Annotated in this window: 12 protein-coding genes and 1 pseudogene; 3 read left to right on the forward strand and 10 right to left on the reverse strand. The window is 61.1% G+C overall.

Annotated features, from left to right (window positions below):
• Positions 1 to 171: 171 nt before the first annotated feature.
• Genes PWP93_RS26240 through glcD form a run of 4 tightly spaced genes read right to left on the reverse strand, consistent with a single transcriptional unit; the run spans position 172 to position 4,400 of the window.
• Entirely contained in the window at positions 172 to 576 is a 405-nt protein-coding gene (locus PWP93_RS26240) for a heme-binding protein (protein WP_421046645.1), read from the reverse strand.
• Positions 577 to 581: 5 nt separating this feature from the next.
• Positions 582 to 1,820, reverse strand: coding sequence for a glycolate oxidase subunit GlcF (glcF, locus tag PWP93_RS26245; protein ID WP_421046646.1), 1,239 nt, complete (start codon positions 1,818 to 1,820; stop codon positions 582 to 584).
• Between the two features lie 13 nt (positions 1,821 to 1,833).
• On the reverse strand, positions 1,834 to 2,901 hold the full coding sequence (gene glcE, locus PWP93_RS26250) for a glycolate oxidase subunit GlcE (protein WP_421046647.1): 1,068 nt from the start codon (positions 2,899 to 2,901) through the stop codon (positions 1,834 to 1,836).
• A complete protein-coding gene (gene glcD / locus PWP93_RS26255; RefSeq protein WP_421046648.1) occupies positions 2,901 to 4,400 on the reverse strand; it encodes a glycolate oxidase subunit GlcD in 1,500 nt (499 codons plus the stop codon). The genes glcE and glcD overlap by 1 nt, the downstream gene beginning before the upstream one ends.
• 236 nt (positions 4,401 to 4,636) lie before the next feature.
• Between glcD and glcC the strand changes: the two genes are divergently transcribed.
• Positions 4,637 to 5,389: a transcriptional regulator GlcC gene (glcC, locus tag PWP93_RS26260; protein ID WP_245005167.1), complete on the forward strand. Its 753-nt coding sequence runs from the start codon at positions 4,637 to 4,639 to the stop codon at positions 5,387 to 5,389.
• Positions 5,390 to 5,509: 120 nt separating this feature from the next.
• On the opposite strand, the gene PWP93_RS26265 is transcribed toward glcC, so the two are convergent.
• Both PWP93_RS26265 and PWP93_RS26270 read right to left on the reverse strand, forming a co-directional pair.
• A complete protein-coding gene (locus PWP93_RS26265) occupies positions 5,510 to 6,073 on the reverse strand; it encodes an isochorismatase family cysteine hydrolase (protein WP_421046649.1) in 564 nt (187 codons plus the stop codon).
• A gap of 105 nt (positions 6,074 to 6,178) precedes the next feature.
• Positions 6,179 to 6,691, reverse strand: coding sequence for a lipocalin-like domain-containing protein (locus tag PWP93_RS26270; RefSeq protein WP_421046650.1), 513 nt, complete (start codon positions 6,689 to 6,691; stop codon positions 6,179 to 6,181).
• Between the two features lie 233 nt (positions 6,692 to 6,924).
• Here PWP93_RS26270 and PWP93_RS26275 point away from each other — a divergent pair, with 233 nt between their 5' ends.
• Positions 6,925 to 7,371, forward strand: a complete 447-nt coding sequence (locus PWP93_RS26275; protein ID WP_421046651.1) for a lipocalin-like domain-containing protein — start codon at positions 6,925 to 6,927, stop codon at positions 7,369 to 7,371.
• Between the two features lie 42 nt (positions 7,372 to 7,413).
• Positions 7,414 to 7,613: pseudogene (locus tag PWP93_RS26280) on the forward strand (IS110 family transposase); the annotation flags it as partial.
• A gap of 99 nt (positions 7,614 to 7,712) precedes the next feature.
• Here PWP93_RS26280 and PWP93_RS26285 read toward each other — a convergent pair.
• The 4 genes from PWP93_RS26285 to PWP93_RS26300 form a co-directional block, all read right to left on the reverse strand.
• Positions 7,713 to 8,693 carry a ketopantoate reductase family protein gene (locus PWP93_RS26285; RefSeq protein ID WP_421046652.1) on the reverse strand — a complete coding sequence of 327 codons (981 nt, stop codon included), beginning with the start codon at positions 8,691 to 8,693 and terminating at the stop codon, positions 7,713 to 7,715.
• 84 nt (positions 8,694 to 8,777) lie between these two features.
• Positions 8,778 to 9,407, reverse strand: a complete 630-nt coding sequence (locus tag PWP93_RS26290) for a fumarate hydratase C-terminal domain-containing protein (protein ID WP_421046653.1) — start codon at positions 9,405 to 9,407, stop codon at positions 8,778 to 8,780.
• A gap of 11 nt (positions 9,408 to 9,418) precedes the next feature.
• Entirely contained in the window at positions 9,419 to 10,288 is an 870-nt protein-coding gene (locus tag PWP93_RS26295; RefSeq protein WP_421046654.1) for a fumarate hydratase, read from the reverse strand.
• Positions 10,289 to 10,418: 130 nt separating this feature from the next.
• Complete coding sequence (locus tag PWP93_RS26300) at positions 10,419 to 11,594, reverse strand: porin (RefSeq protein WP_421046655.1); 1,176 nt, start codon at positions 11,592 to 11,594, stop codon at positions 10,419 to 10,421.
• Positions 11,595 to 11,672 lie beyond the last annotated feature (78 nt).

The following is an 11,672-nucleotide window of genomic DNA, read 5'->3' on the forward strand; positions in this document are numbered from 1 at the left end:
ATGTCTCCTATGTCCCGTTGACGGGACTTTTGTCTGTATGCTGCCGCGATGAAAATGGAGCCCCGTGCGGAGGACGCGGCAATCCCCCGCAGCGGACAAGAAAGCGATAACCAGGCAGACGCCAAAGCGTCTGCCTGGTTACTCAATCCGCGCGCTCATGGATATCCAGATTCATGCGGCAACGCACCGTGCGCCCGCACTGGCAATCTGCGCGTCCTGGTCGGACTTCACCCCCGATACGCCGACGGCCCCGACCACCACGGCACCGACGATGACCGGCACGCCGCCCTCCAGGGTCGTGCAAAGCGGCGCACTGAGAAAGGCGGCGCGGCCGCCGTTGACCATGTCTTCGTAGACTTTTGTCTCGCGACGGCCAAGCGCCGCGGTGCGCGCTTTCTCCTCGGCAATGTAGGCACTCAGCGGCGCGGCACCGTCCAGACGTGCGAGCGCGAGCGGGTGGCCGCCGTCGTCGACCACGGCGATCGCCACGGCCCAGCCGTTGCGCTGGGCCTCATCGCGAGCGGCTTCGAGAATCCGGTGCGCCTCGGCGGCACCGAGCACGGGTTTGGTCTGCATGTCAGTCAGGCTCTCTGTTGGGAAATCGGGGCAAGCAGGGATTCGACGAGCTCGATCCAATGCGTGACGGGCGTGCGGCCCGCGCTGTTCAGGTGCGTCTGGCAACCGATGTTGGCCGTCACGATCGCCTCCGGCTGGCCGGCCTCGAGCGCATCGAGCTTGTTATCGCGCAGTTGCTTCGCGATCTCGGGCTGCGTGAGCGAGTACGTTCCGGCCGAGCCGCAGCACAGATGGGCGTTCGCCACAGCGCTCAGATCGAAGCCGAGCCGGGTGAGCACGCCTTCGACGGCGCCGCCGAGCCGCTGCGCGTGCTGCAGCGTGCACGGGCAATGGAAGGCGATGCGCCTGCCGGTAGCGCGCGCGAACGCATCGAGCGGCTCCGCGGCGATCACCTCGACCAGGTCGCGCGCAAGCGCGCTCACGCGCCGGGCTTTGTCCGCATAGGCCGAATCGAAACGCAGCAGGTCGCCATATTCCTTCACGAAGGCTCCGCAGCCGCTCGCCGAGATGACGAGCGCCTCGGCGCCCGCTTCTATCGCGGGCCACCACGCGTCGATATTGCGCCGCGCGCGCGCGAGCCCCGCCTCCTGCGCGTTCAGGTGATATTCGTTGGCGCCGCAACAGCCGCTGCGCGGCGCGGGCGTCACGCTGATGCCAAGATGATCGAGCACGCGCGCGGCGGCCGCGTTCGTATTCGGAGCAAGCGACGGCTGTACGCAGCCTTCGAGCATCAGCACGCGGCGCGCATGCCGCACGGCGGGCCTCGGGCGTGCAGCAGGCGCCTGCGCGGGAATCTTCTCGCGCAACGTTTCAGGCAGGAGCCCGCGCACCGCCCGGCCCGCGCCGATCAATCCGGCGAATACGGCCGGCCGCGACACGCCGTGGCGCAGCCCTGCCCGCAGCCAGCGCTCGCGCGCCGGCCTCGCCGTGCGCCGCTCGACCTCGGCGCGCCCGATGTCGAGCAGCGCGTGATAGCGCACGCCCGACGGACAGGTCGTTTCGCAGTTGCGGCAGCTCAGGCAGCGGTCAAGATGCAACTGGGTCTTTTCGGTGACCGGCTGCCCTTCGAGCACCTGTTTGATCAGATAGATGCGGCCGCGCGGCCCGTCGAGTTCGTTGCCCAGTAGCTGATAGGTCGGACAGGTTGCATTGCAGAATCCGCAGTGCACGCATGAGCGCAGAATCGACTCCGCCTCATCGGCGCGTGCAAGAGACTGCGCGGCTTCGCTCAGGTTGGTTTGCATCGTGAGGCATCCCTCAAAGGTCCGCGTAGAGGCGGCCCGGATTGAAAATCCCCTGCGGGTCGAGGCGGGCCTTCAGGCGCCGGTGCAACTGCATCAGCGCGGCGGGCAGCGGCTGGAACGGCGCGTCGGTCACGCCAGGCGTGAAGGCTGTCGCGTGGCCGCCGAGCTCGCGCGCGAGCCCGCGAACCTCATTCGCGCCGACAGCAGTCTTGAGCCAGCGCTGGGCACCGCCCCAGTCGAGGAGCACTTCGCCCGGAAGTGTCACGAGGGGCGCGGCAACGGGCAGCGACAGGCGCCAGAGCGGCCGCTCGTCCGCGAAGAACGGCAGCGAGAAGTCGCGCAGCCGGGTCCAGAACATGGCATCGGCCTCGGCGCCACCGATTGCCTCCCGCGCGGCGCGCACGGAACCGGTGCCGCCTTCGAGCCGTAGCTGCAGCATGCCGTCGGCATGGCACGCACCGGTGATCGGCAGCCCCTCGCGGCGCCAGCGGGTGAGCCGCTCGCGCGCCTCCTGCGCCGTGAGCTCGAGCGCGATATGGCGCGTCGCGCGCGGCCGGGGCAGCACCTTGAACGACACCTCGGTCACGAGCCCAAGACAGCCAAAGCTTCCCGCCAGCAGGCGCGAAACGTCATAGCCTGCGACGTTCTTCATCACCTCGCCGCCAAAGCGCAGGTGCCGCGCCTGCCCGGTGATCACGCGGCAGCCGAGCACGAAGTCGCGCACCGCACCGGCCCATGGGCGCCGCGCGCCCGACAGGCCGGAGGCGAACACGCCACCCACCGTGGCCGCGCCGCCAAAGAGCGGCGCTTCGAACGGCAGCATCTGCCCCGCTTCGTCGAGTACCGACTCCACGTCGGCGAGCCGCGTACCCGCGCGCACCGTCATGACAAGCTCGGTCGGATCATAGTGAACGATGCCCCGGTGCCCGCGCGTATCGAGCACTCGCGCATCGACCGCGCGCCCCAGCCACACCTTGCTGTCGCCGCCGCGTATGCGCAGCGGCGTGCCCGCGGCAAGCGCCGCTTCGACTTCGGCGATCAGCGCGGCACTGTTGTCCGTCGAATCCAGTTCGCGTCGCATCAAAACCGCTCCAGTTCGGGAAAAGGAAGTTGACCACGGTGCACGTGCATCGCACCGAACTCGGCGCAGCGGTGCAGCGTTGGGATGTTCTTGCCTGGGTTGAGCAGCCCGGACGGGTCGAAGGCCGCCTTGACGGCGTGGAAATACTCGATCTCGTCGTGCTTGAATTGCACACACATCTGGTTGATCTTCTCGCGACCCACGCCGTGCTCGCCGGTGATGCTGCCGCCCACCTCCACGCACAGTTCGAGAATGCGGCCGCCCAGTGCCTCGGCACGGTCCATTTCGCCGGGCTGGTTCGCATCGAACAGGATCAGCGGGTGCATGTTGCCGTCGCCCGCATGGAAAACGTTCGCGACCTTCAGGCCGTACTCTTCCGATAGCGCGGCGATGCCTTCGAGAACACGCGGCAGCTCGCGCCGCGGAATCGTGCCGTCCATGCAGTAGTAGTCCGGCGAAATGCGCCCCACCGCGGGGAACGCGTTCTTGCGCCCGGCCCAAAAACGCTGTCTTTCCGACTCGTCGCGCGCCACGCGCAGCTCGCAGGCGCCCGACTCGCGCAGCAGCGCGCCGACGCGTTCGGCGTCTTCCTCGACGTCGTCGTGTGCGCCGTCGAGCTCGCACAGCAAGATCGCCTCCGCGTCCACCGGGTAGTCCGCGTGGATGAAATCCTCAGCCGCGCGGATCGCGAGGTTGTCCATCATTTCGAGGCCGCCAGGGATCACCCCCGCGCCGATGATCTTCGCCACCGCGCCGCCCGCAAGCGCGACGTCATCGAAGCTCGCCATGAGCACCTTCACGCTCTGCGGCTTCGGCAATAGCTTCACGGTCACCTCGACGACCACCCCGAGCATGCCCTCCGACCCCGTAAAGAGCGCGAGCAGGTCAAAGCCAGGGCTGTCGAGGGCGTCGCCACCGAGCGTGACCCGCTCGCCCTCGATCGTGAGGATGTCGACTTTGAGGATGTTGTGGACAGTCAGGCCGTACTTCAGGCAGTGAACGCCCCCCGCGTTTTCCGCAACGTTGCCGCCGATCGAGCAGGCGATCTGCGAAGAGGGGTCCGGCGCGTAGTACAGGCCGTAGGGTGCGGCCGCCTGGGAGATCGCCAGATTACGCACGCCGGGTTGCACGCGCGCGATGCCCGCTTCGGTGTCGATGTCGAGAATCCGGTTGAATTTGGACATCACCAGCAAAATGCCCTTCTCGAGCGGCATCGCGCCACCCGAGAGCCCGGTGCCCGCTCCGCGCGCCACCACCGGTACACCGCGCACCGCTGCCACCGTGAGCACCGCGCGCACTTCATCGACCGTGGACGGCAGCGCGACCATGAGCGGCACCGTCCGATAGGCGGCGAGGCCGTCGCATTCGAACGGGCGCAGATCCTCGCGTTCGGTAAGGAGTTCCAGCCCGGGCGCTGCCGTGCGCAGCGCCGCCGCGAGTTCGGCCCGATCGACAGCCGGCAGCGGGCCGTCGATCGCCTCGTCATACATAAAGCTCATTGCGTCGTCTCCAGCGCGGGGCGTCGCATGGCGCACCCGCAATTGCGAATTGGCGCAATTCTTCTGGGCGCGCGCCGGGCTGTCCAGAGCCTTAAGCACTGGTCACACCAGTTCTTTTTATGGGGCCCGCTTCCGGCCTGTATTTTTTAACTTTTTCTCAATAAATACATGGAGTTATGAGATACTCGCCTGTCCCTGTGAAAAGTGGTCATACCAGTATGGAAGGCAAAGGCGAAATGGCTGGCGCACGGCGTGTTGCTGACGTCGTTGCCGAGCGCATCGAGAAGTTGATTGTCGACGGCGTGCTCAAAGTCGGGCAGGCGCTGCCCTCCGAGCGCCGCCTCACAGAAAAGCTCGGGGTTTCGCGCACGGCACTGCGCGAAGGCATGAAGGTGTTGCGCGCGCGCGGCATCATCGAGACGAAGCACGGCAAGGGTTCGTTTGTCGCAAGCCTCACGCCACAGGAGCACATCACGCCGATGATGCACCTGCTCGCGTCGCAGCCACGCACGCTCTACGACCTTTTCGAGGTGCGCGGCATGCTCGAGGCCGAAGCCGCCCGACTGGCGGCGCTGCGCGGCACCGAAGCCGATTTCATCCTCATCACGAGACGCTATGAGGAAATGAACGCCCCGGAAGCTCATAATTTACCGCCCGCCGAACGGGCGAGGCTCGATCACGCGTTTCACCGGGCAATCTACGAGGCGTCGCACAATCCCATCCTCGTCAATACGTTGCAGTCGCTCACCGACCTGCTACTGAGTTCGGTATTCGCCTCCGTGAACAACCTGTACCACCGCGAGCCACACAAGAAACAGATCGATCGGCAACACGCCCGCTTCTATAACGCCGTGACGGGAAGATTGCCCGAGCAGGCACGCAGAGCGGCGAGCGAGCATATCCGCAGCGTCGTTGATTATCTTCGCGAAATCGAGAACGAAGAACAGCGGCTCGTGCGGGCAACGCTCCGGCTCGAGGGTTGGGCCTGAACCGCGTACAACGCTCATGCAGGCCACCGGCTTGGTGGCCTGGACAATGAGAACCAGGTGAGTATCCCCACGCTAAACGAGCACGGCTATGTGCGGGTGCCAAGCCTGCCGCACGAACATCTACGCGAGCAATCGCAAGGCATCGCCGAGCGACAACACCGTTGTGCGCGAATCGAATGCGGTGGCGAACAGATGTTCATGCACGACCGGATCCGGGTCGTAACAACACTCCTTGACCGTGTACAGGCGGAAGTCCGCGTCGCTTGCATACGCGACCGAAGACAGCACGACACCGGTCGACGCGATGCCGACCATGATCAGCGAATTGATTCCTTTTGCCGAAAGCCGCACCTCCAGATCGGTGCCGAAGAATACGCTGGCGCGGTGCGCGACGATGAGCGGTTCATGGGCCTGCTGGCCCAATTCGGGCGCGGTCCGGTCATCGACAAAGCGGCGCAGTTCTTTGATGCCCTGTCCATTCTTGTTCAGCGGGCTGACTTCCGGATAGCCCGGACTGAACCGCAAGTTGGCGAAGTAAATTCCAACGCCTTTCGCCCGCGCGGCGTCGCAAAGTTTGCGCGTATTGGCCAGCAAGTCTGGCGCAACCGATGGAAAGAGCCCGAGAATATCGGTCTGGTAATGCATGACGACAAGCGCGGTTTGCGCCGGCGCGATTGCGTCCATTTGCGCATCTCCTTTAGGCCGATAAATAATACTTCATGCTGTCGTATCGATAACGATCATTCGCGTGGCCCGGAGCGCAGAGCTACCCAATCGAACGCGAATGCATCATTTGAGGCGCCGCAGGACCACTTCGGCCGTGCCACCGCTGGAAGCCGACGTCGTCCATTTGAGTGTGTCTCCGCTGATCACAAATGGCCGCTTTTGCTCGGCTCCATTCCAGTTCGGAAACGTGCTGGCGGCGACATGGAAAGTGATCGTCTTGTCAGCTTCGTCCACGGTGTATGTACCGAAGTGAGCGATCGATCCTTGCACGACGGACCTGTTTTCCTCGGGCGAGCCCTTCATCCGGTTGCCGGACTCAAACTTTGCGATGTCGGCGCGAGATGTCATCAGAATATAGTGCCCACGCCCGTCGAAGATCGCGAGTCCTTGCGGATTGGTGCCGAACATGGGTTGCCGGCTGCCGTCCGGGTGCACGGTATCGACCGATACGTAGGCCCACGTTCCGACGACCTGTTCATTCAGCGTTTCCGCTCGGGCGGCGACGCCTGCGTATGAAATCGTCATACCCAGCAACACCGCCAAAGTATGGCGGGTGAAAGCGCTCACTTGACTCATCACGCTTCTCCTCGAGAGTACGTTCGTCGTGTTCCGCTGTTTCGAACACCGCAAAGATCGCTTATCGAGTGGCTTCAAGGTTACCTTGCAACGGATTAATCTCATCCGCAATGACCAGTATGGGACAACGCACCTATGGGGGCTATATTAGTTTTCATGCTGGTCAGCGCATTCGCTCGCGCGGCAACGATATTTCTCCCGATTCGCCCATTGGGCTGAAAGGAGCGGCAACCATGTCTGACAAGCAAGACAACCCATTGCGCACGAAGATCCTCGGCACCTGGCGCATGCACGCCTGGACGCGCCGGGTAGTCGATACCGGCGAGCTAACAGATGCACTCGGCCCGCATCCGTTCGGTTTCATCAACTACTCCGCGGACGGACGGGTGATGGTCTTCGTGCTCAAGAGCGGGCGCCTCGTACCCGCCTCAAGTCGGCCGACCAATGAAGAGAAAATCGCGCTCTTCGATTCGATGTTTGCCTACGTCGGAACATACGTCGTGGAATCCGATAGGGTTATTCATACCCTCGACGGCAGCTGGAACGAGCTTTGGACAGGCACGCAACAGATCCGCTTCATTACCCTTCAGGGAGCGCAACTCGTCTACCGCACGCCGGAAACCATTGATCCGATGGATGGCCGGCTCTGCACCTACGAGGTCACATTTTCCCGGGAATAAGGAAGCCCTTGCGACCCAGAAAGCGGAGTTTCACCGTTCGAGCGTATGGACAAACCGCGCGCCAACACCGCGGGGGCCACAAGCTCGCCCGCATGGTCTATTTCATGCTGACGCGCGGTGAAGCGTTCGTTGACCAGGGGCGACAGCGTTACGAGGAACAGCAAAGGCAGCGCAGCATCCCGGCCCTCAAGCGACATGCCTCCGCCCTCGGATTCCAGCTCCAGCAGTCCTCCCGCGCGTAAGGACTGCCCCAATGATTCCGAAACGCAAGACTGTCAATAATTACAGGCGGATGGTCCAGTCACGCGCCTCGCCGCGTGCTTGCAGCAACTTCCTAACGATCACGATACAGCAATCCCTAGACCACTAGCACGCGCTTTGGCTATCGCGTAAACCGCGTTCAGCAACGGTGCCGACTGTTTCACTTCGGCCGCGATTGACACAACACTTCCAAGAATTGCTTCCAGCTCGATCGGCTTCCTGGCCTCCCAGTCCTGGAGCATCGATGTTTTGACGTGTCCGAGCCGGCGAGTCAGCGCGATCCGTTGTTTCGGCTCTACGGTTAGGTCTATCCCGATCCTACCTCCTAAATCGATTGCTTCTTGCATCATGGATTCGAAAAGCGCATTAATGTTCGGGTCGTCAATGAGCTCATCCGTTGCACGCTCAGCTAGCATGCTAACCGGATTGAAGCAAAGATTTCCGAGTAGTTTCAACCATATCTCGTTGCGGATGTCGCGAACAGCGGTGGCGTCAAATCCTGCGTCGCTCATGGCTTCCGCGATCATCTTTATCCGCTCGCTGGATGCACCGAACGGCTCTCCGAACGCGACACGGTTTCCAGAAGCATGCCTCACTACGCCCGGCTCTAACGTCGAGCAGGACGGGAATACAACGCAGCCTACAATCTGGTCAATCGGCAGCGCCGCTTCGAGGCGTCCCTCGGGATCCACGGCTTCCAGGCGCAATCCCGAGAGCGGAACAGACTCCGAGAGGAAAAACCACCAGGGAACGCCATTCAGTGCTGGAATGACAATGGTGTTTGGGCCGATTAAGGGCTTGGCCTGTTGAGCCGCTTTCGGTAGTGCGGGAGACTTAACGGTGAAGATCACAACGTCCTGTTCCCCAAGAACCTCCGCGTTATCGCTTGCCTTGGGCCGGGTGTGAATCGTCTGCCCATCACTTTGTAGAGTCAGCCCCCGGTTATCAATCGCAAAAAGCGTTGCGCCGCGTGCGAGCACACTTACATCGTGACCGGCTTTCGCCAGGCGTGCGGCAAAGAAGCCGCCGATTGCGCCGGCGCCCACTACACAAATTCGCATGTTCTTCCTTTCCTTAATGCGCCGCAGTACTCGCTGCTATTAAAAATGTACCGGAGTGCTTCAGGCGAAGTTACCAACGATTCCTTACTCGTGTGAGCCGGCTTGGCGTTCGTCTTGAAGAGTCGTCAGGATTTCCGGGAGTTTAGAAAGGGCATTTTGAGTAAGCCCCTCATAGACGCTGTTGCCATGCACGTCTATCCCAACAGTCAGCGGACCGAGGTTTTCGACTCTTACTTTAACTAGCCGGTAGTGCGTGATGAGATCTTTCCAATACACGCCTGTGACTTCGCGGATCGCTTCAGACAGCAATGCGCAACCACCTCCCAGGAACGATAGGTATATACACCCAGCCTCCTTCATGGCTTGAACGCTTTCGAGATCAAGCCCGCCCTTACCACCAGTGAGACGCAAGCCAAGCCCACGAATCAATGTTGGCATGTATTGGTTGAAGCGCGTACTGGTCGTGGGGTTGAGATACAGCATCTCGTACCCATCATCATTTTCACGGGTCATGCTTCCTACGTGAAAAAGCGCGCCACCAGAGAAGTCGAGCGGAAGTGGCTTTTTGTCGTTGACGAACTCCGTGAGGCGCTGATAGGTGGGAAGCCCCGCCGATACGACAATCTCTCCACTCAAATAGACGAGGTCACCTACCGATAGATCCCGTACTGAGCTGTCGTCGAGCGGCAGATGAAGATTGTGTGTCTTGAGCATGATTTATCGTCCTATTCAATTACCGTGACTTCGCCGTCGTTGCTGATACGCACCCGCGTACGACGATCGATCCAGCAGTTGAAGCACACGGCTACAGGGGTGAATCCATGTCCTGCGGCGTAATTGATGTGGACCGCCATGGCAGTGGTATCGCCACCGGTACCCATAGGACCAAAACCCGTAGAGTTGATCGCCTTTAGCAGGCGCTCTTCCATAGCGGCCAGAATCGGCTCAGGATTTTCTTCCTCCATCCGGCGAAACGTAGCTTCCTTGGCCATCTTGGCGGCATAGTCAAAACTTCCGCCAATTCCCACGCCTACAACAACAGGTGGACAAGCCTGTGAGCCAGCGCGAATGACCGTGTCCAGAATGAATTTCTCGATGGTCTCCAAGGATGGAAATGTAAAGATCTCAAGAGCGGCCCATCGCCCGGATCCTAACGCTTTAGGAGAGCAGGTGATATCAATGTAGTCGGCGTCGTCAATGACGTCGAACGTGATAATTGGCATATCCTTACCCTCGTAACTGCGCTCGAGAGTGAGGGGATTCGTTATATGCTGCAGTAGCGGAGGGTTAATTGTGTTGGTCAGTTCCTTGAACCCGTCACGAATTGCTTTTTTGACACTTCCCTCGAAAGTCACCTTTGATCCGATTCGCACGAGGTAGGCGGGAAAGCCCGCATCCGAGCATACGAAGTGGTTGCGTGATTCTGCAGCCTCGGCGCTCTTGAGCATAATGGTCAGCGTATTCCTGGCAACTTCGCTGCGTTCTCGTGTGTGGGCAGCGCTGAGAGCGCGCCTGGCATCTTCCGGGACCCGTCTGAGCGAGCGGTCATACATCTGCGCCGTCACTGCTTTCAACTGATCGTATGAGATCGCCACGATCTTCTCCTTTCTTTCGGGTATTTGTTGCTTAAAGTTTCCGCTCGAAAACCGCTTACGCTCGACTTACTGCGCCAGGCCGCATGTTCCATACCGGACCATGCGGTATCTGGGCGTCTCCATGCCGTTGTCAGAACTTGTGACGCAGGCCGATACGTACCATCGTGACGCTGTCCGATGAGGATGGCGTCAGAACGTTGATGGCCGCAACCGCCTTATGGTTTGTCGAATCGACACCTGAGGCGTGCTGATAGACGGCCGTTAAATAAACGTCCGTTCTCTTGGACAAGAAGTAGTGCGTGCTGGCCTCGGCTTGGTGGTAAGTCGCCCCTTCATTGACGTTGTTCGAGCTACCCTTGGTGTAGTCGTAAGCAACGCCCGCCATCCACGCAGGCGTGATGTGATAGTTGAAGTTCACCTCGGCGTTGTTGAATGTCGCATTTCCCGCATATCGGCTCGGGTTTGGCCCAGAGGTCGTATCGCCCATGTCATGGAATCTGATATTTGAATACGTTGCGCCGAAAGTGGCGGCGCCGTATGTGTATGACGCGCCTGCACCGATGTCCTGATAGGAATGCGCCGAGAGGAAACCGCGATAAACGGGCGATGTTGCATTGGCCACGGTGGCCGTTGCAGTCGTCGCGGAGTTGCCCCCGAACAAGCTCGTGTTGGGGTTCCGGGCATTGAGATAGGCGACACCGAGGGAGAGCGGGCCGCGCGTGTAACCGGCGCCGAATGACCAAATCTGATTACGCGTCACGTCACCAGCTACACCTCCGAGACTGTACGTGCCGCCGAATGAAAAGCCAGCGTAGTCCGCACTCCTGAACTTCACCGCGTTATTGCTTCGGAAGCTGTAGTTGAAGTTGTCAAGGTCACCCGGATGAGCCGAGACGTAGCCGCCCCACTGGTTGCTCACTGAGTACTGACCCAGGAAGTCGGTGAGCGCGTCATACTGTCGGCCGAATGTCACGGTACCGTACGTGCTGGATAGTCCGACATAGGCTTGCCGGCCGAACATCAGGCCCCCTTGGCCGAGTCGCCCGTTCGTTATGTCGAATCCATTTTCCAGCCGGAAGATCGCTTTAAGCCCCCCGCCGAGATCCTCGCTTCCTGAGAGTCCGAACCGACTTCCCTGATTAACGCCGCTCACCATGGCAAACAGGCGTCCGCCATTGGCGTTCGACTGATAGTTGAAGCCGGCATCAACAATGCCGTAGAGCGTAACGCTGCTTTGACCATACGCGGCAGTGGCAAAGGCGCTGAGCGCCGCGAGCGCGCAAAGCGAGCAGGAATGCTTTTTCATTAACAGTCTCCAAGGTTTGGTTTTATATGGGCGTGGGCAAGCCTCCGCCATCAGAGAGACCGAAAAGCGGTGGCTCAC

It is taken from the genome of Paraburkholderia sp. A1RI-2L, from assembly GCF_048957375.1.
GTDB lineage: Bacteria > Pseudomonadota > Gammaproteobacteria > Burkholderiales > Burkholderiaceae > Paraburkholderia.

Bases quoted from the DNA above. Each gene is read 5' to 3' on its own strand.
- glcE (WP_421046647.1), bottom strand. From the start codon at position 2,901: ATGCGACGCGAACTGGATTCGACGGACAACAGTGCCGCGCTGATCGCC.
- glcC (WP_245005167.1), top strand. From the start codon at position 4,637: ATGGCTGGCGCACGGCGTGTTGCTGACGTCGTTGCCGAGCGCATCGAG.
- PWP93_RS26300 (WP_421046655.1), bottom strand. From the start codon at position 11,594: ATGAAAAAGCATTCCTGCTCGCTTTGCGCGCTCGCGGCGCTCAGCGCC.
- PWP93_RS26265 (WP_421046649.1), bottom strand. From the start codon at position 6,073: ATGGACGCAATCGCGCCGGCGCAAACCGCGCTTGTCGTCATGCATTAC.
- PWP93_RS26270 (WP_421046650.1), bottom strand. From the start codon at position 6,691: ATGAGTCAAGTGAGCGCTTTCACCCGCCATACTTTGGCGGTGTTGCTG.
- glcD (WP_421046648.1), bottom strand. From the start codon at position 4,400: ATGAGCTTTATGTATGACGAGGCGATCGACGGCCCGCTGCCGGCTGTC.
- PWP93_RS26275 (WP_421046651.1), top strand. From the start codon at position 6,925: ATGTCTGACAAGCAAGACAACCCATTGCGCACGAAGATCCTCGGCACC.
- PWP93_RS26290 (WP_421046653.1), bottom strand. From the start codon at position 9,407: ATGCTCAAGACACACAATCTTCATCTGCCGCTCGACGACAGCTCAGTA.
- glcF (WP_421046646.1), bottom strand. From the start codon at position 1,820: ATGCAAACCAACCTGAGCGAAGCCGCGCAGTCTCTTGCACGCGCCGAT.
- PWP93_RS26285 (WP_421046652.1), bottom strand. From the start codon at position 8,693: ATGCGAATTTGTGTAGTGGGCGCCGGCGCAATCGGCGGCTTCTTTGCC.
- PWP93_RS26240 (WP_421046645.1), bottom strand. From the start codon at position 576: ATGCAGACCAAACCCGTGCTCGGTGCCGCCGAGGCGCACCGGATTCTC.